The organism is uncultured Massilia sp., assembly GCF_913773735.1.
In the GTDB taxonomy this organism is placed as follows: Bacteria; Pseudomonadota; Gammaproteobacteria; order Burkholderiales; family Burkholderiaceae_D; genus Telluria.
Map to the genome: position 1 here is coordinate 35,256 of NZ_CAJYEB010000040.1, position 17,395 is coordinate 52,650.

The 17,395-nt window shown below is 71.4% G+C and carries 14 protein-coding genes and 1 pseudogene; 7 read left to right on the top strand and 8 right to left on the bottom strand.

Features of this window, described 5'->3' with window-relative positions:
* Positions 1–7 precede the first annotated feature (7 nt).
* Complete coding sequence (locus QZ749_RS20620) at positions 8–1,012, top strand: HlyD family secretion protein (protein ID WP_296950679.1); 1,005 nt, start codon at positions 8–10, stop codon at positions 1,010–1,012.
* Between the two features lie 9 nt (positions 1,013–1,021).
* Entirely contained in the window at positions 1,022–2,554 is a 1,533-nt protein-coding gene (locus tag QZ749_RS20625; protein WP_296950681.1) for an efflux transporter outer membrane subunit, read from the top strand.
* Between the two features lie 129 nt (positions 2,555–2,683).
* Here QZ749_RS20625 and QZ749_RS20630 read toward each other — a convergent pair whose 3' ends face one another.
* From QZ749_RS20630 to QZ749_RS20640, 3 genes are read right to left on the bottom strand one after another with little or no spacing between them, the layout of a single operon-like run.
* Positions 2,684–4,903, bottom strand: a complete 2,220-nt coding sequence (locus QZ749_RS20630; protein WP_296950683.1) for a xanthine dehydrogenase family protein molybdopterin-binding subunit — start codon at positions 4,901–4,903, stop codon at positions 2,684–2,686.
* Positions 4,900–5,907 (bottom strand): xanthine dehydrogenase family protein subunit M, encoded by a 1,008-nt coding sequence (locus QZ749_RS20635; RefSeq protein WP_296950685.1) that lies wholly within the window; start codon positions 5,905–5,907, stop codon positions 4,900–4,902. The genes QZ749_RS20630 and QZ749_RS20635 overlap by 4 nt, the downstream gene beginning before the upstream one ends.
* A gap of 8 nt (positions 5,908–5,915) precedes the next feature.
* Positions 5,916–6,497, bottom strand: a complete 582-nt coding sequence (locus tag QZ749_RS20640; RefSeq protein WP_296950687.1) for a (2Fe-2S)-binding protein — start codon at positions 6,495–6,497, stop codon at positions 5,916–5,918.
* Positions 6,498–6,719: 222 nt separating this feature from the next.
* On the opposite strand from QZ749_RS20640, the gene QZ749_RS20645 reads away from it, so the two are divergent.
* Positions 6,720–7,142, top strand: a complete 423-nt coding sequence (locus QZ749_RS20645; protein WP_296950695.1) for a hypothetical protein — start codon at positions 6,720–6,722, stop codon at positions 7,140–7,142.
* 63 nt (positions 7,143–7,205) lie between these two features.
* Here the strand turns inward: QZ749_RS20645 and QZ749_RS20650 are convergent.
* Positions 7,206–7,481 (bottom strand): annotated as a pseudogene (locus tag QZ749_RS20650) (transposase); the annotation flags it as partial.
* Between the two features lie 188 nt (positions 7,482–7,669).
* Positions 7,670–8,236 carry a GTP cyclohydrolase I FolE gene (gene folE / locus QZ749_RS20655; protein WP_296950698.1) on the bottom strand — a complete coding sequence of 189 codons (567 nt, stop codon included), beginning with the start codon at positions 8,234–8,236 and terminating at the stop codon, positions 7,670–7,672.
* A 144-nt stretch (positions 8,237–8,380) separates the two neighbouring features.
* Between folE and QZ749_RS20660 the strand changes: the two genes are divergently transcribed.
* The gene (locus QZ749_RS20660) at positions 8,381–9,265 is read left to right on the top strand and encodes a hypothetical protein (RefSeq protein ID WP_296950701.1); all 885 of its coding nucleotides are present in this window, start codon (positions 8,381–8,383) and stop codon (positions 9,263–9,265) included.
* Positions 9,266–9,274: 9 nt separating this feature from the next.
* Here the strand turns inward: QZ749_RS20660 and nudC are convergent, their stop codons facing one another.
* The gene (gene nudC, locus QZ749_RS20665) at positions 9,275–10,093 is read right to left on the bottom strand and encodes an NAD(+) diphosphatase (RefSeq protein ID WP_296950703.1); all 819 of its coding nucleotides are present in this window, start codon (positions 10,091–10,093) and stop codon (positions 9,275–9,277) included.
* Positions 10,094–10,831: 738 nt separating this feature from the next.
* Between nudC and QZ749_RS20670 the strand changes: the two genes are divergently transcribed.
* Positions 10,832–11,947, top strand: coding sequence for a carbamoyltransferase C-terminal domain-containing protein (locus tag QZ749_RS20670; protein ID WP_296950706.1), 1,116 nt, complete (start codon positions 10,832–10,834; stop codon positions 11,945–11,947).
* A 137-nt stretch (positions 11,948–12,084) separates the two neighbouring features.
* Positions 12,085–13,137, top strand: a complete 1,053-nt coding sequence (locus QZ749_RS20675) for a glycosyltransferase family 9 protein (RefSeq protein WP_296950710.1) — start codon at positions 12,085–12,087, stop codon at positions 13,135–13,137.
* Positions 13,138–13,161: 24 nt separating this feature from the next.
* On the opposite strand, the gene QZ749_RS20680 is transcribed toward QZ749_RS20675, so the two are convergent.
* Positions 13,162–14,793 (bottom strand): methyl-accepting chemotaxis protein, encoded by a 1,632-nt coding sequence (locus tag QZ749_RS20680; RefSeq protein ID WP_296950713.1) that lies wholly within the window; start codon positions 14,791–14,793, stop codon positions 13,162–13,164.
* Positions 14,794–14,997: 204 nt separating this feature from the next.
* Between QZ749_RS20680 and QZ749_RS20685 the strand changes: the two genes are divergently transcribed.
* A complete protein-coding gene (locus QZ749_RS20685) occupies positions 14,998–15,837 on the top strand; it encodes an AraC family transcriptional regulator (RefSeq protein WP_296950716.1) in 840 nt (279 codons plus the stop codon).
* A gap of 289 nt (positions 15,838–16,126) precedes the next feature.
* Here QZ749_RS20685 and QZ749_RS20695 read toward each other — a convergent pair whose 3' ends face one another.
* Positions 16,127–17,293, bottom strand: a complete 1,167-nt coding sequence (locus tag QZ749_RS20695; RefSeq protein WP_296950719.1) for an MFS transporter — start codon at positions 17,291–17,293, stop codon at positions 16,127–16,129.
* Between the last annotated feature and the right edge of the window lie 102 nt (positions 17,294–17,395).

Consider the following 17,395-nt stretch of genomic DNA (forward strand, 5'->3'; position numbering starts at 1 on the left):
TCCTGAGATGGCTATCAAATTTTCCTTGCCGGCGCTGGGCCGGATCGGCATCACCCTCCTCGCCGCCGCGGGCGCGGCCTATGCTGGCTGGCAGATGTGGCGCCACTACGAAGTGGAACCCTGGACGCGCGACGGCCGCGTCAAGGCCTATGTGGTGCAGGTCGCGCCCGACGTCACCGGCCAGGTGGTCAAGGTCTACGTGCACGACAACCAGCAGGTCAAGGCGGGCGAGCCGCTGTTCGACATCGACCGCGCCCGCTTCGAACTGGCGCTGCGCCAGGGCGAGGCGCAGGTGACGGCGGCCGAGGCGGCGCTGGCCCAGGCGCTGCGCGAGAACAAGCGCAACACCCAGCTCGACGACCTGGTCTCGCAGGAGACGCGCGAGCAGGGCCAGACCCGCAGCGACCAGGCGCGCGCCGCGCTGGCCCAGGCGATCGTCAACCGCGACACGGCGAAGCTGAACCTGGAGCGCACCCGCGTGGTGTCGACCGTCGACGGCATCGTCACCAACCTGGACCTGCGCGAAGGCGCCTATGCCAGCGCGGCGCACCCGGTGATGGCCGTGGTCGACAGCAGCTCGTTCTACGTCGAAGGCTATTTCGAAGAGACCAAGCTGCCCGGCATCCAGGTCGGCGACCGCGTCGACGTGACGCTGATGGGCACGCGCACGCCGATCAAGGGCCACGTCGAGAGCTTCGCCGAAGGCATCGCCGACCGCGACCGCAGCACCGGCGCCAACATGCTGCCGAACGTGAACCCGACCTTCAACTGGGTGCGCCTGGCCCAGCGCATCCCGGTGCGCATCGCGCTCGACCCGGTGCCGGCGAACGTGCGCCTCGTCGCCGGCCAGACCGCGACGGTCAAGGTGACCGGCGCGCCGGCACCCGCCGGCCCGGCGCCGACCGCCCCCGCCGCGCCGGCCACCCGGGCGGTGGCCGCCGCCACGCCCGCGCCCATCGCCACCGTCGCCGCCGTTCCCGCGGCAAAACCGCCCGCGGCCACCACGCACTGATCGCCCGCCATGAATCGCATCCGTACCATCGCCAAGACCGTCCTCACCCCGGCCGCCCTCGCGGCGGCGCTGGCCGCCTGCACCACGGTCGGCCCCGACTACCACGTGCCGCAGGAGGCGGTGGTCCGGCGCCCCGCCGCCAACGCCCCCTTCCTGGGCGCCGCCGAACGGCCCTACAAGGCCGAGCCGCTGCCGGCCGACTGGTGGCGCCTGTACCAGGACCCGCTGCTCGACAAGCTGGTGGCGAAGGCCTTCGGCGCCAACGCCGACCTGCGCGTGGCCGCCGCCAACCTGGCGCGCGCGCACGGCGTGCTGGAAGAAGTCGAGGAAAAGAAGCGTCCCGAAGTCGAGGGCAGCGTGGCGCCGCTGTACGGCCGCATCGCCGGCGCCTCGATCGGCCTGCCGGAACAGCTGCCGCGCACCGGCATCTACGACGGCGACGTCAAGGTCTCGTACCAGCTCGACATGTTCGGCCGCATCCGCCGCGCCATCGAGGCGGCCGAGGCCGACCGCGAAGCCGCGCAGGCGGCGGCCGACCTGGCCCACGTGATGGTCGCCGCCGACACCACGCGCGCCTATGCCGAAGCCTGCTCGGCCGGCTACCAGCTGAAGGTGGCGCAGGAATCGGTCGACCTGCAGCGGAAATTCGTCAGGCTGACCGCCGAGCGCATGCAGCGCGGCCGCGGCATCGCCATCGACAACAGCCGCGCCCAGGCCCAGCTCGAACAGTTGCGCGCCAACCTGCCGCCGCTGGAGGCGCGCCGCCGCACCGCGCTGTACCGCCTGGCGGTGCTGACCGGCGAGGTGCCGAGCGCGTTCCCGGCCGAGGTCGCGCAATGCGCGACGCCGCCGCGCGTGGCCAGCGCGATCCCGGTCGGCGACGGGGCCGCCCTGCTGCGCCGCCGTCCCGACGTGCGCCAGGCAGAGCGCCTGCTGGCCGGCGCCACCGCGCGCATCGGCGTGGCCACCGCCGAGCTGTATCCGAACATCGCGCTGGGCGCCTCGTTCGGCGGCGTCGGCTTCATGGACCAGTTCGGCGACGCGAACACCTGGAAGTTCGCGCTCGGCCCCCTGATCTCGTGGAACCTGCCGGCGACCAGCTCGGCGCGCTCGCACATCGCCCAGGCCGAAGCCGGCACGGCCGGCGCGCTGGCGCGCTTCGACGCGGTGGTGCTGAACGCCCTGCGCGAGACGGAAAGCGCGCTGACCGTCTATGCCCGCGAGCTGGACCGCAATGCCGCCCTGCGCGCCGCGCGCGACCAGAGCGCCCTGGCATCGCGCCAGACCGCCAGGCTGTACCAGTTCGGCCGCACCGACTTCCTGTCGGCGCTGGACGCGGACCGCACGCTGGCCAATGCCGAGAGCGTGCTGGCGGCCTCGGATGCGCAGCTGGCCGCGGACCAGGTGCAGTTGTTCCTGGCGCTGGGCGGGGGCTGGGAGAACACGCACGCGGGGCATGGCGAGGGGCACGGCAAGACCAACGAACGACACGCCGTGGACAAGGACGACAAGGCCGGGCACGTGGCACGGCGCGCGCAATAAGGCACACTTCGCACGTCGCCCCCGCGCAGGCGGGGGTCCAATTTCGGGTGTGTCGCAGGGAATGGATGCCGGCGCCGTGCATGCGAAACTGGGTCCCCGCCTGCGCGGGGACGACGTGCAGGTGGCCTTTTACAACAATTTATCCAGCGTCACCGGCAACTCCCTCACCCGCCTGCCGGTCGCATGGAACACCGCGTTCGCGATCGCCGCGGCCACGCCGGTGATGCCGATTTCCCCGATGCCCTTGGCCCCCAGCGGATTGACGTGCGGGTCGTCCTCGTCGACGATCTGCACGTCGATGTCGCCCACGTCGGCATGCACCGGCACGTGGTATTCGGCCAGGTTGCCGTTGGCGGCGCGGCCGGTGCGGCCGTCGACCAGCGTTTCCTCCAGCAGCGCCATGCCGATGCCCCAGACGATGCCGCCCATCAGCTGGTTGTAGCCGGTCTTCTCGTTCAGCAGGCGCCCGACGCCGTACACCCCCACCACGCGCGGCACGCGGATCTCGCCCAGGTCCTCGTCCACCGTCACCTCGACGAACACGGCGCCGAAGGCGTGCATCGAATACCGCTGCCGCTCGGCGCCCGGCTCGGCCCGCGCCGTCGCCTCCACCGGCGCGCCGTGGCGCGCCACGATGTCGGCCATGCGCTCGCGCCGCGCGCTGTCGTCCAGCAGGTACAGTTCGGCGCCGTCGGCGCCGCGGTCGACGCCGACTCGGTCAGGCGTGGCGCCGTACAAGGGAGAACGCGCGTCCGCCGCCGCGATGCCGATCAGCTTCAGGCGCAGGGCGCGTCCCGCCGCCTGCACGGCCGGCGCCACGCTGGCCACCGTGGTCGAACCGCCCGACACCGGCGCCTCCGGCATGTGCGCGTCGCCCAGCGCGAAGCGGATGCGGTCGAGCGGCATGCACAGCGTCTCCGCGGCCACCTGGCTCATCACCGTGTAGGTCCCGGTTCCCAGGTCCTGGGTGCTGGAGCGGAACACGGCCGTGCCGTCGGGCAGCATGGTCGCCGAACACGCGGCCGGAGAGCGATTGGCCGGGTAGGTGGCCGTCGCCATGCCCCAGCCGACCAGCTTGCCGTCGCGGCGCAGCGCGCGCGGGCGCGGGTCGCGCTCGCGCCAGCCGAAGCGCTCGGCGCCGATCTCGTAGCACTGGCGCAGCGACTTGCTGGACCAGGGCAGGTCCTTGCCGGGATCGCGCTGCGCGTCGTTCGCCAGGCGCAGGTCGAGCGGGTCCATGCCCAGTTCGAGCGCCAGCTCGTCCATCGCGGATTCGAGCGCGAACGATCCCGTGGCCTCGCCCGGCGCGCGCATGAAGGTCGGCGTGCCCGCGTGCAGGCGCGCCAGCCGGTGCGTCGTCTCCCGGTTCGGACTCGCGTACAGCATGCGCGTGACGATGCCGCAGGGTTCGATCCAGTCCTCGAGCATCGAGGTGTGGGCGATGGTGTCGTGGCCGATGGCCGTCAGGCGCCCGTCCGGCGTCGCCGCCAGGCGCAGGCGCTGCTCGGTGCGCGGGCGCTGGCCCACCGGCCCGAACATCTGCGCGCGGTCCAGCACCAGCTTGACCGGGCGTCCCAGCCGCCGGGCCGCCAGCGCCGCCAGCACGACGTGCGACCACGCCGAGCCCTTCGAACCGAATCCGCCGCCGACGAACGGGCACAGCACCGTGACGTGTTCCGGCGCCATGCCGAAGATGGCGGCGACGGTGCGCTGCACGCCCTTCATATACTGGGTCGAATCGTGCAGCGTCAGGCGCTCGCCGTGCCACTCGGCGATCGTCGCGTGCGTCTCGAGCGGGTTGTGGTTCTCGACCGGCGTGGCATAGGTCGCGTCCACGCGCGCGCCGCCCGCCGCCATGCCGGCCTGCAGGTCGCCCTGGCGCGTGTCGGGATCGTCCCCCTGCACCTTGCCGGGCGGGTAAGACGCCTGCTTCGCCTGCCCGAAGTCGAGCGCGGCGGGCGCCGCCTCGTACTCGACGCGCAGCAGCGCGGCCGCCGCGCGCGCGCGTTCGAACGTGTCGGCGACGACCACGGCGATGGGCTGGTTGTTGTAGTGGACCGTGTCTTCCTGCAGCAGCGTGAGGCGGCGCCCGCCCGGCGGCTGGACCTTGCCGTGGCGGGTGTCCGGCGGCAGGCGCGGGACGTTCTCGTGGGTCATCACCAGCAGCACGCCCGGCAGCGCGCTGGCGGCGGCGTCGTCGATGCGCAGCACGCGGCCGCTGGGGATCGTGCTGGTGACCAGCACGGCGTGGGCCAGGCCGGCGACGGGATGCTCGGCCGTGTAGCGCGCCGCGCCGCTGACCTTGGCCCAGGCGTCGGTCCGGTTGACGGGTGCGCCGATCGTGCTCATGCGGATTCTCCCTGGATGCCGGCCGCGCGGCGCACGGCGCGCGCCACCGCGCGCCCGGCCAGCTCGACCTTGAAGGCGTTGTGCGGATACGGCCGGGCACCCGCCACGGCCGCGGCGCCCGCGCGCGCCAGCAGGGCGGCGTCGAGCGCGGCCAGCGGCCGGCCGCGCAGCAGGTCCTCGGCGGCCCGGGCGCGCCATGGCTTGTGCGCCACGCCGCCCAGCACGATGCGCGCGTCGCGCACCGTCCCGCCGTCGAGGTCGAGGGCGGCCGCCACGGCCACCAGTGCGAAGGCGAAGCTGGCGCGGTCGCGCACCTTCAGGTAGTGGGCGTTGCGCGCGAACGGCGACGGCGGCAGTTCGACCGCCACGATCAGTTCGTCCGCGGCGATCACGGTGTCGTCCTGCGGCCGGTCTTGCGGCAGGCGGTGGAAGTCGCCGATGGCGACCCGCCGCGCACCGTCCGGCCCCTGCAGGCAGACGACGGCGTCGAGCGCGGCCAGCGCCACGCTCATGTCGGACGGGTTGGTCGCGATGCAGTGCGGGCTGGCGCCGAGGATCGCGTGCAGGCGCTGGTGGCCGTCGATGGCGTCGCAGCCGGAGCCGGGAGCGCGCTTGTTGCAGTGGACAAAGGCCGGATCGGTGAAGTAGTGGCAGCGCGTGCGCTGCAGCAGGTTGCCGCCGACGGTCGCCATATTGCGCAACTGGACCGAGGCGCCGTTCAGCAGCGCGTCCGACAGCAGCCGGTAGCGCGCGCGCACCAGCGGATGGTTGGCGGTCGCCGTGTTGCTGGCCATCGCGCCGATGCGCAGGCCGCCGTCCGGCAGGGCGTCGATGGCGGCCAGGTCGAGCCGGCTGACGTCGACCAGCCGCAGGGGCCGCTCGATGCCGCTCTTGTAGAGGTCGAGCAGGTTGGTGCCGCCGCCGATGAACTTGCTGCCGGGCTGGCGCGCCAGTTCGATCGCGTGGGACACGTCGCGCGCCCGTTCGTACAGGATCGATTGCATGCGGCCTCCTAGGATGCCTGGCGCAGGACCACGCTGTGGATGGCCTTGACGATGTTGGGATAGGCGCCGCAGCGGCACAGGTTGCCGCTCATGCGCTCGCGGATCTCGTCCGGCGACAGGGCGCCCGGCGCCAGCTGCTCGCCCTCGGTCAGGCGGCTGGCGTGGCGCGCCTTGACCTCGTCGAGCAGGGCCACGGCCGCGCAGACCTGGCCCGGCGTGCAGTAGCCGCACTGGAAGCCGTCGCAGTCCATGAAGGCCTGCTGCACCGGATGCGGCGCGTCCGCATGCGCCAGCCCTTCGACGGTGACGATCTCGCGCCCGTCGTGCATTACCGCCAGCGTCAGGCAGGCATGGATGCGCTGGCCGTCGACCAGCACCGTGCAGGCGCCGCACTGGCCGCGGTCGCAGCCCTTCTTGGTGCCGGTCAGGCCCAGCACCTCGCGCAGCGCGTCGAGCAGGGTCACGCGCGGCTCGACGCACAGGCTGCGCTCGGCGCCGTTGATGCGCAGGACCAGCGGCTGCGGTGGCACGGAGGGTGGGGCCGCGCCCGCGGCGTGCCGTCCGGAGAGGTAGGGGTCGTCATCCGACATCGGTGTCCTCGCTTCCTGCGATCGTTGGCGATGGAGCGATCATGGAGGAATTCGCGAATATGCGGAGCGCGCCACGGCGGCGTCTTCCGTGCAGTTCTTCCAAGAAATCAGCAGTTGCGCGCCAATTCTGCGAAAAAGCCGCACGTGCGCCGTTGCGAGCGCCGGACAGGGGTTCTATACTCGCAAAGTGATGCACCCAAGCATCTTCGATCAGGAACGAGCATGCGCACCTCCCCCCTTCTGCTGACCCCACTGTTGCTGCTGTCCGGCTGCGTCAACGATTCGACCAGCTACCTCATCGACGGCAGCGACCACGCCATCACGGTCATGGTCACGCAGGACTATTTCTGGAGCAAGCAGGCCAGCCTGAGGGTGATCGCCGCGCGGCTGCCGGATTGCCAGCGCCAGTTCGACTTCGGCAAGACGTCGATGGACGACCTCAACGTCGAGCTGTTCTCCACCGGCGAACAGACCTTCCTGCTGCGCGCGGGCGACGCGATGTGGCAGGTGGAAACCGGGCAATGCACGCAGCTGGGCGACCCGTCGGACGACGTGCAGGCCCAGCCGATCGGCGTGTTCCACTTCGACGACAAGAAGCACCTCGTGTTCGAGCCGGCGGAAGGCGCCGCCGCCACCGCCCGGTAAGCGCGTCCGACGGCGTCAGCGTTCCCCGGTCAGCTGGCGCAGGCGCGCGATCTCGACGGCGCGCCCCAGGCGCTCGAGCGCCTGCTCCAGCAGCGTGCGGTTACCCTCGCGCAGCATCGTCCATTGCGTGAAATACTCGTGCACGGTGCGCCAGGGCGGGAATTCGGGCGGCATGCTGCGCCAGGCATTGCCGGTCTGCAGGAAATACAGCACCGCGCAGAACACGTCGTACAGGTCGTGCTTGCGCGGCCGGGTCTTGCGGCGCGCCGCCTCCAGCATGTCGCGCACGGTCTCGAACTGTTCGCGCGATACGTCGCTCGGAAATTCTGGCCTGGCCATGGTAATCGCCTCAAAGTGACTTGGAGACGCATGATTCGGAACAGGTTCCCGAGCGGCCATCGATGGCCACGCTTCCGTCCGGAAGCGTGGCTGGCATCAGCGCACGCGGCCGGTCTCCGTAAATACGGAGTCTAGCAGCGTGTCCGGCATCTGTCGCGGTGTTCGCGTGCGGTAGCGGAAAAACGGCCTCAGTCGCGCGCCAGGGCCAGGAATTCCGTGCGCAGCGCCAGGTTGGGCTGCAGTTCGCCGAGCAGGGCCGAGGTGATCGTTTCCTCGCCCGGGGTGCGGATGCCGCGGCTTTCCATGCACATGTGGCGGCACTTGACGACGACGCCCACCGCCTTCGGCTCCAGCACTTCCATCAGCGTATTGGCGATCTGCACCGTCAGGCGCTCCTGCACCTGCAGGCGCTTGGAAAACACGTCGACCAGGCGGGTCAGCTTCGACAGGCCGACGATCTTCCCGTTCGGCAGGTAGCCGACGGTCGCCTTGCCGAAGAACGGGGCGAGGTGGTGTTCGCAATGGCTGTAGACGGGGATGCCGCGCACCACGATGAGTTCGTTGTACTCCTCGGCGCCGTCCTCGAAGGCCTTGAGGATCGCGACCGGGTCCTGGTCGTAGCCGGAAGTCCAGTGCTTCCAGGCCTTGGCGACGCGCGCGGGCGTCTCGTGCAGGCCGGGGCGGTCGGGATCCTCGCCGATCGTGCTCAGGAAGCGGCGCCAGTCGCGTTCGGTAAAGGGGTCGTTGTCGGACATGGTCGGTCGTCGCAGTGTCGATTGCCCGAAGTATATCGAAAACGGCGGGCGGCCAGCGTCCGCACGCACCTTGCGCAAACCGGACGCTGGCGCGGCGCGGATGCGCTAGCGTGGCCGGTGTCCCATCACGCGCGGAGAACGATTATGCTCGGCAGCACTGTCCTGGAAGTCGCGATCGGCCTCACGTTTTGCTATGGCACGCTCGCCCTGATCGTCACCACCCTGCAGGAAGCGCTGGCGGCGGCGTTCCGCCTGCGCGCCAACACCCTGCTGGCGGGCATCAAGAGCATGCTCAACGATCCCCATTTCGACGGGCTGGCGCGCGCCGTCTACGCCCATCCGCTGGTCAACCCGCATGCGGACGGCAGCGCCCGCACCGAGCGCGAACTGCCGTCGCGGCCGTCCTACATCGAACCGGCGCACTTCGCCATCGCCCTGGTCGACAGCCTGTGGCAGGCGCCGGCCGGGTTCGCGCAGCTGGGCGGCGCCATCGACACCATCCCCGACCCGCAGCTGCGCCGCGCCATGCAGGGCCTGTACGGCCGTGCACGCGACCTGCAGCAATTCCAGGACATGCTGGCCGGCTGGTTCGACAATGCGATGGCGCGCATGTCGGGCGCCTACAAGCGCAGCCAGCTGCTGGTGTCGCTGCTGGTCGCCCTGCTGCTGGCCATCCTGTTCAACGTCGACAGCATCCACCTGTTCCGCACGCTGTGGCAGCAGCCGACGCTGGTGGCCCACCTGCGCGACGTGCCCGGCGCGCTCGACGACGGCACGCTGAACGCCCTGATGGCGCTGCCGATCGGCTGGAACGGGCTGCCGAAGGCGCTCGACGGCGACTTCGCGCTGCAGGCGGCCGGCTGGCTCATCACGGCCTCGACGGCCCTGTTCGGCGCGCCGTTCTGGTTCGACCTGATGCAGCGCGTGGTGCGCCTGCGCGGCACCGGCGCCAAGCCCGACGAGCTGCCGCTGGCGCTGCGCGTCGAAGGCCGGATCGCCGCCTCGGCGACGGCCACGCCGGCGCCGTGACGGGAGCGTTCACTCCGGCGGCCGGTGGGCGTCGACCAGCATGCTCGAGATCGACACCTGCGGCACCCGCTCCGGCCACGCGTCGCCCGGCCCGAACCAGCGCGCCTCCACGATTTCCGCCGGGTCCACGCGGATCTCGCCGTCCAGGTAGTCGGCCGTGAACGCGATCATCAGCGAATGCGGGAACGGCCAGGACTGGCTGCCGAAATAGCGCAGGTTGTGCACGCGCAGGCCGACTTCCTCGAACACTTCGCGGTGCACCGCTTCCTCGACCGACTCGCCGGCCTCCAAAAAGCCGGCCAGCGGCACGAAGCGCTTGACCGTGTACTGGGCGTGCTGGGCCAGCAGCACCTGGTCGCCGCGCCGCACCAGCACCATCATCGCCGGCGAGATGCGCGGATACGCCATGTGGCCGCAGTGCGCGCACTTGAAGCAGCGCTCGCCCGCCGCCAGCAGCATGCCGCTGCCGCAGGCGCCGCAGAAGCGGTGCGTGCGCGCCCATTCCGCCAGCTGCGCCGCGCGCGCGGCCACGCCCAGCAGCGCCTCGTCGAACTCGCCGAACAGCGAACGCAGGCCGCGCCAGGCATGGCCGGCCGGCAGCGGCGCCTCGACGTCGGTCCAGCCGGCTTCGGCATAGCGGCCGTCGAGCAGGCCGACCGGCTGCATGCGCAGCGGGTCGACGCCGAGGCCGCGCAGCACGTCGCGGTCCGGCAGGGCCAGGTCGGCCTCGCGCACCAGCAGGCGTCCGGCATGGAAAAGGAAGGTCAGCGGCGCGGCGTCGTCGCGGGGCGCCAGCAGCGGGGTGAACGAGGCGGGAGTCTGGAGCATGGTATCCGTAGGGGCGCAGATGAGCATAGGAAACTGATCGTTCGATCATACCGGCTTTCGCCCGGGCCTTCAGCGCATGAACTAATCCGGCTCATCCGACTCCAACGCTTTGCTGGACAGTAGCGGGCCGCCGCACGGGCAGCCGCTGGCGAACACGCGAGGAGGAAGCCGTGAACGATGCCCCGGTCGTACTCGGAATCAATCGATCCCAGGACGCCGCCGCCTGCCTCATGCAGGGCGGCCGGGTGCTGTGGGCGATCCGCAAGGAACGCCTCGTGCGCCACGGGCAGGCGCGCGGCGGGCCTGGCGATGTCCGCGACGTCTACGGCCCGCGCCTGCCCTGGCCCGCGCGTCCGGTGGACGTCGTGGTCGAATGCGTCGCGCCGGACGACGAGGCGCACGATCCGGCCCCGTACCGGGACGAGCTGGCCGCCGCGCTGCGGCTGGCCCCCGCCTGCCGGCATGCGCGCATCTCGCAGCACCTGGCCCACGTCCACGGCGCCTTCCACCCGTCCCCGCTGCGCGACGCCGCGGTGCTGGTCACGGGCCCGGGCAGCCCGGCGGCGCGCCTCGCCGACCACTGGAGCGGCGCCGCCTGGGTGCCGGGCACCTGGATCGAAGTGGCCTCGTGCTACCGCGCCGACCGCGAACGCGTGCACTGCATCGGCAAGCAGCTGTGGGACGGCGACGCCGCCCACGCGGCCGGCCTGGGCATGTTCCACACCCTGCTCGCCGGCATTGCGCCCGCCGGCGCGGACCGCACGGCGTGCGCACCGGCGCGCCGCGGCGATCCCGACGCGCCCGGCCTGCCGCCGCTGGACGTGGACGCCGGCCAGGTACGCATCCCGCCCGCCTGGATCGACGCCCTGGGCGACGGCGGGCGCCGGCGCGACGGCCGGCCCGGCGCGGCGCCCGGCCACGCCGCCGCTGCCGCTGCCGACCTGGCGGCGGCCGGGCCGGCGCGCCTTCGAGGAGGCGCTGCTCGCGGTGGCGCGCTGGCTGCATGCCGAAACCGGCCTGGGCAGCCTGTGCCTCGCGGGCGACGCGGCCCTGGACGGCCTGGCCAACGCCCGCCTGCTGCGCGAGACGCCGTTTCGCAACGTGTTCGTGCCGCCGGCCCCGGACCGTGCCGGCATGGCGCTCGGCTGCGCGCTGTACGGCCTGACGGCGCTGGCCGGGCAGCGCGACACCTGGCGCTGGACCCGCGACGACCTCGGCCCGGCGCAGGCGCCCCAGCACGTCGCCGCGGCGCTGGCCGGACACGCCGACCTGCGCATCGAACGGCTGCCCGACGCGGCATCCCTGTGCGCGCGCATGCTCGCGCTGCTGTGCAGCGGCCGGGTGCTCGGCCTGTTCCAGGGCAGCAGCGAGTTCGGCCCGCGCGGGCTGGGCCAGCGCAGCATCCTGGCCGACGCGCGCGGCGCCGGCATGCATGGCTGGATCCGGGCCGGCACCGGGCAGCCCGCGGGGTCCGCGCCGCCGGCATGCATGGTGCTCGAAGAGCGCGCCGCGGCCTGGTTCGACCTGCCCGGCGCCTCGCCCTTCCGCCAGTACGCGGCGCCGCTGCGTCCCGCGCAGGCCGCGCGGGTACCGGCCATCGCCGATGCCGGCGGCCTTGCCTGTGCGCAGACGGTCGGTCCGGAAGGCGACCCGTTGTTGCGCAGCCTGTTGCAGGGTGTCGAGGCACGCACCGGCGTGCCGGTCCTGCTCGCCGCCGACCTCGCCGGCCGCGACGAACCGCTCGCCGAGACCCCGGCCGAGGCCGTGGCGCTGTTCCAGCGCACGCCGCTGCATGCGCTGGCCATGCCGCCCTTCCTCGTCACCAAGCGCGTCGAGCCGGCGCTGCCGCCGTGATCCCGTCCGACCGGCTGCCGGCCCTGCCAGCCATGCCGGCAATGCCGCCTGCGCGGGAGTGGCACCAACCGCGCATCGAACGCCATCGCATCGAACGCCGCCGCATCGAACGAGAACCAGACCGGAAGGAACCGACCGTGTACCGCCGACCGCTGCTGCAACGCCTCGACCTGCCCTCGGTCGTCGTGTTCCGGGCGCGCCACCTGGGCGACATGCTGTGCGCCGTGCCCGCCCTGCGCGCCCTGCGCGCCGCCCTGCCGCGCACGCACATCGCGCTCGTCGGACTGCCCTGGGCACAGCAGTTCGCGGACCGCTTCGCCCACTACGTGGACGAATTCATCCCCTTCCCCGGCCATCCGCTGCTGCCCGGGCAGGCGGTGCGCCAGGACGGCCTGGCGCGCTTCTACCACGGCCTGTGCGCGCGCGGCTTCGCGCTGGCGATCCAGCTGCACGGCAGCGGCGACGCCAGCAACGAGATCGTCAGCGGCTTCGGCGCGCGCGCCATGGCGGGCTTCTGCCGCGGCGCTGCCGTCGCACGCGAGCACATGGTGCTGTTTCCGTATTCCGACGTCGGCGCCGAGCCGGAACGGCTGCAGCGCCTGATGCAGCAGCTGGGCGCCTCGCAGGCGGGAAGCGCGCTGGAATTCCCGCTGTCGCGCCAGGACGACGAGGCATTGCGCGACAGCGGCGTCGGCGCCGGCCTCGCGCCCGGGTCCTACCTGTGCATCCATCCGGGCGCGCGCCGGCGCGACGCCTGCTGGCCGCCGCAACGCTTCGCCGAGGTCGGCGACCGCCTGGCCGCCGAGTTCGGCCTGCAGGTCGTGCTGACCGGCGCGGCCGACGAAGCGGACCTGACCGCCGCGGTGGCCGCGCACATGCGCCACGCGGCGATCGATGCGGCCGGTGCGCTCCCGCTCGGCGCGATGGCGGCGCTGCTGCGCGACGCGCGCCTGCTGCTGTGCAACGACACGGGCGTCTCGCACATCGCGGCGGGATTGCAGCTCAGGAGCGTGGTGGTGTTCCGCCAGCCCGACATCGCGCGCTGGGCGCCGCTCGACCGCCTGCTGCATCGCTGCATCTGGGACCCGGACGCGGAGCGCGCCAGGGTGGTGCTGCAGCATGCGCGCGCGCTGCTGTCGGACACGTCGCCGGGCCGGCAGCGCAGCGTCGGCATATGGCCCTACTGGTGAATGCCGTGCCGGCGCCGGGCGGCCTCAGGCCAGGGTCAGCGCCTGCGCTTGCGTCTGCGTTTGCGCCCGCATCTGCGCCTGCATCTGTGCCTGCGCCAGGCGGAACACGCCGGTCATCTGCGCCAGGGCGGCGGCGCGCGCTTCCAGCGACTGCGAAGCGCCGGCCGCCTCCTCGACCATGGCCGCGTTCTGCTGCGTCACCTGGTCGATCTGGCCGATCGCATCGTGCAGCAGCTCGATGCCGATGCGCTGCTCCTGGCTCGCCGCCGTGATCTCGCCCACGATGTCGGCCACCCGGCGGATGCCCGCGACCACGTCGCGCATCGTCGCGCCGGCCTGTTCGACCTGGCGGTTGCCGTCGCCGATCTTCTCGACCGAGTCGGCAATCAGCGCCTTGATTTCCTTCGCGGCGGCGGCCGAACGCTGCGCCAGCGTGCGCACCTCGCTCGCCACCACGGCGAAGCCGCGGCCCTGCTCGCCCGCGCGCGCCGCCTCGACGGCGGCGTTCAGCGCCAGGATATTGGTCTGGAACGCGATGCCGTCGATGACCGCGATGATGTCGACGATCTTGCCGGCCGACGCGTTGATGTTCCCCATCGTGTGCACCACGTCGGCCACCGCCGCGCCGCCCCGGGTCGCGACTTCCGACGCCGTGGCCGCCAGCGCGTTGGCCTGGCGCGCATTGTCGGCGTTCTGGCGCACGGTGGCGCTGAGCTGCTCGACCGCGGCCGCCGTTTCTTCCAGCGTGCCGGCCTGCTGCTCGGTGCGCACGGACAGCTCGGCATTGCCGGCGCTGATCTCGGCCGACGCGCCGGCGATCGCATCGGCGCCGGTACGCACTTCGCCGACGATGCGGGCGAGGCCGGCATTCATCTCGCGCAGCGCTCCCAGCAGCTGGCCGAATTCGTTGCGCGATTCCGGCCGGATGTCGCAGCTCAGGTCACCCTGCGCGACACGGCGGGCCACGTCCACCGCTTGCTCGAGCGGTCGCAGGATGGTGCGCACCAGGAACACGGCGGCGCCCAGGCCGACCAGGCAACCGGCCGCGATGATCAAGCCCATCAGGATATTACGGTTGCGGAATTCCTCATGGATCAGCGTGGCGTTGGCGTCGCTGCGCTCCACCAGGAACGCCTGCAGCGCCTCGTAGGCCGGCTGCGCCTTCTTGTAGCCCGGGTTGACCTGCCGGATCAGGATCCGCTCCGCTTCGCCCCACTGCCCGGCTTCGAGCGCCCTGGTGGCGGCCGCGATGTGGGCGACGCCCAGCCCGTCGCTCTGCGTGTACCACGCCCGCACCAGCGCCTTCGCCTCCTCGGTACGCAGGGAAGCGTCGAATTCGTCGCGCTCGCGTTCCAGCGCGCGGGTATTTTCCGCGATGGCCTGGTAATGCACCGACAAGGGGTGGTCGTGCATGGTGGCGTATTCGGTCGCCGGATTGTGCTGCAGGGCCTGCAGCAATTGGCTGCGGTTGGTTTCCATGCGCAGCATCAGGTTGCCGATCATGGTGCGCTGCTGCGCGTCGCGCAGGACCGACGTCTCCAGGGTGGCCACGGCCTTGCTGGTGGCGAAGTACCCCATGGCGCCGACGGTCAGCACCACGGCGATGAGCACGGCGATGACGGCCGCGATGAGATATTTGATGCTCAGGTGTCGCATGTGATTGCACTGTCTGTAAAGGGTCGGCGCGGAAGGAATACGGTCGGAGAGGCGCCTGGCTCAAAACCGTCATTTCTTTTCATTAATATCTATTATTGAAAAGAAATAATCGTTGTATTATCGCCAGAATCGTCAATTCTTGCTGTACAGACACTTTGCAGATCGTCCAGAATAACTGACTTTTTCTCTTTTCAGATGTTCCTCATGGACAAACTTTCAACCTTGCTGGGCCGCGTCGCCTTTCACGCGCGCGTCTTCTTCCATGGGGACTTCTGTGGCGCCAACCGGTTCGGGCCGGACGGCACGAGCGGCCACCTGCACCTGGTCCGCCAGGGGCCGGTCGAGTTCGTCCACGAGCAGGCGCCGCCGTTGCGCATCGAGGAGCCGGCGCTGGTGTTCTATCCGCGCGGCACCCGTCACGCATTGCGCGTGCCGGAGGGCGCCACCGCCACGCTGCTGTGCGCGGAAATCGCGTACCAGGGCGGCTGCGTCCATCCGGTCGCGCGCGTGCTGCCCGACTGCATGGCGATCCCGCTGCGCGAGCTGGCGTCGATGCGGCACACGCTCGACGTGCTGTTCGCCGAGGCCGAGGCGCGCGCGCACGGCTGCGACGTGATCCTCGACCGCCTGTGCGACGTCCTGATGATCCAGGTGCTGCGCCACGAGTTCGCGCGCGGCAACCTCGACATCGGCATCCTGGCCGGCCTGGTCGACCGCCAGCTGGCGCCGATCCTGGACGCCATGCACACACGGCCGCACGAAGCCTGGAAGCTGCAATCGCTGGCGCAGCTGGCGTGCATGTCGCGCGCCGGCTTCGTGGAGCATTTCCGCAACGTGGTCGGCATGCCGCCGATGGAATACCTGACGCGCTGGCGCATCGGCGTGGCCTGCAGGCTGCTGCGCGACGGCCTGTCGGTCAAGGCCGTCAGCGCCCAGGCCGGCTACACGAGCCCGCCCGCGTTCACGCGCGCCTTTACCGGACACGTGGGCATGTCGCCGCGCCAGTGGCTGCGCGAGCGCGCGGCCTTCGCGGCGGGCGACTGAACAAAAGCGCGGCGCGATCCACCTGCAGAACGTGAACGGCTGGCACAGCCGCTTCAAGACCTGGCTGCTGCGCTTTCGCGGCGTGGCCAGCCGCTACCTGCTCGACTACTCGGGCTGGCAGCGGATACTGGACGACAAACGGCCGACCACACCGGCACTGCTGCTGCGCGCAGCGGTCCCGTTCGGCAAGCGGCCGGACGGCGGCACCCCTCATTCACTACCGCGAACAGCGCCAACAAAAAAAAGGCGGCGCCACCGGCGCCGCCCGACAAGGAAGAACGGAAACGACTTACTTGAGCATCGTCGACCGGCCGGCCACGACGGCGATCAGCAGCGCCAGGCCGCCCACGTAGGCGATGGCGATCTGCATGCCCAGGCCCTGGGCGATGGCGCCCAGCACCGGCGGCCCCATCAGGCTGCCGCTGTAGGCCATGCTGGCCACGCCCGCCAGCGCCGCCGGGCCTTGCGCGCCGGCCGCGCTGAACACGAACGGGAACACCAGCGACAGGCCCAGGCCGGCGACGGCAAAGCCGAACAGCGCGACATGGGCGTTCGGCGACAGCACGGCGAAGAACAGGCCGGCCGCACCCAGCATCGCACCGCTGGTCACCAGGGGACGGGCGCCGTAGCGCACCTTCAGCTTGTCGCCCACCAGGCGGGCCAGCAGCATCATCACCGAGAAGGCCGACAGGGCCAGCGGCGCCAGGCCGTCCGACGCGCCGAAGTGTTCTTTCAGGAACACGCCGCTCCAGTCGGCGATGCTGCCTTCGGCCATCGACCCCAGGAAGCCGATCAGGCCCAGGAACAGCAGCGGACCGCGCGGCAGCGAGAACGCCTTCTTTTCGACGGTGGCGTGGCCCTCGTCCTCTTCCAGCATGGTATAGGCGGCATACAGCACGGCCGCCAGCGGCAGGGCCAGCATCAGGAAGTGGGTGGCCGGCAGGATGTGCAGGCTGGCCATCAGGCTGCCCAGCGTGGCGCCCGCCAGGCCGCCGGCGCAGCCGAGGCCGTGCAGCGTCGATAGTTCCGACTTGCCGGTGCGCTTTTCGCGGCTAGTGGCCGACGAGTTGATGGCGACGTCGAACGTGCTGGCGGTAATGCCCAGGCTCAGCACGGCCATCATCAGCAAGGGCACGGTCGGCGCCACGCCGATGGCCACCAGCACGCACAGCAGCGCCAGGCCCGACAGCAGCAGCGTCTTGCGCGCACCGAAGGCGCCCATCATGCGCGACGAGATCGGGTACGACAGCACGGCGCCGAGGCCGCCGCACAGCAGCACCATCGACAGCGCCGAGTGCGAGACGTGCACGCGTTCGGCCATCGCCGGGATGCGGCCGGCCCAGGACCCCATGATCACGCCGAACAACGCGAACAGGATCGGCAAGGCATACGGCTGGGCTTGCGACAGGGACAGGTTGCGCGACGCAGTGCTGGAAACGGGCACGGGATGTTGCATGGGGTGGGTATCTCTTCTCGATGTAGGGTTGGCAGTTCCCGCCGAGTCCTTCGGCCTGGTCATCGCTTGCCAACGGGGGGTCTGAAAGCACGACGCCAACCG

What these genes read in the sequence shown, in the direction of transcription:
- QZ749_RS20620 (WP_296950679.1), top strand. Translation starts at nt 8, where the DNA reads ATGGCTATCAAATTTTCCTTGCCGGCGCTGGGCCGGATCGGCATCACC.
- QZ749_RS20625 (WP_296950681.1), top strand. Translation starts at nt 1,022, where the DNA reads ATGAATCGCATCCGTACCATCGCCAAGACCGTCCTCACCCCGGCCGCC.
- QZ749_RS20630 (WP_296950683.1), bottom strand. Translation starts at nt 4,903, where the DNA reads ATGAGCACGATCGGCGCACCCGTCAACCGGACCGACGCCTGGGCCAAG.
- QZ749_RS20635 (WP_296950685.1), bottom strand. Translation starts at nt 5,907, where the DNA reads ATGCAATCGATCCTGTACGAACGGGCGCGCGACGTGTCCCACGCGATC.
- QZ749_RS20640 (WP_296950687.1), bottom strand. Translation starts at nt 6,497, where the DNA reads ATGTCGGATGACGACCCCTACCTCTCCGGACGGCACGCCGCGGGCGCG.
- QZ749_RS20645 (WP_296950695.1), top strand. Translation starts at nt 6,720, where the DNA reads ATGCGCACCTCCCCCCTTCTGCTGACCCCACTGTTGCTGCTGTCCGGC.
- folE (WP_296950698.1), bottom strand. Translation starts at nt 8,236, where the DNA reads ATGTCCGACAACGACCCCTTTACCGAACGCGACTGGCGCCGCTTCCTG.
- QZ749_RS20660 (WP_296950701.1), top strand. Translation starts at nt 8,381, where the DNA reads ATGCTCGGCAGCACTGTCCTGGAAGTCGCGATCGGCCTCACGTTTTGC.
- nudC (WP_296950703.1), bottom strand. Translation starts at nt 10,093, where the DNA reads ATGCTCCAGACTCCCGCCTCGTTCACCCCGCTGCTGGCGCCCCGCGAC.
- QZ749_RS20680 (WP_296950713.1), bottom strand. Translation starts at nt 14,793, where the DNA reads ATGCGACACCTGAGCATCAAATATCTCATCGCGGCCGTCATCGCCGTG.
- QZ749_RS20685 (WP_296950716.1), top strand. Translation starts at nt 14,998, where the DNA reads ATGGACAAACTTTCAACCTTGCTGGGCCGCGTCGCCTTTCACGCGCGC.
- QZ749_RS20695 (WP_296950719.1), bottom strand. Translation starts at nt 17,293, where the DNA reads ATGCAACATCCCGTGCCCGTTTCCAGCACTGCGTCGCGCAACCTGTCC.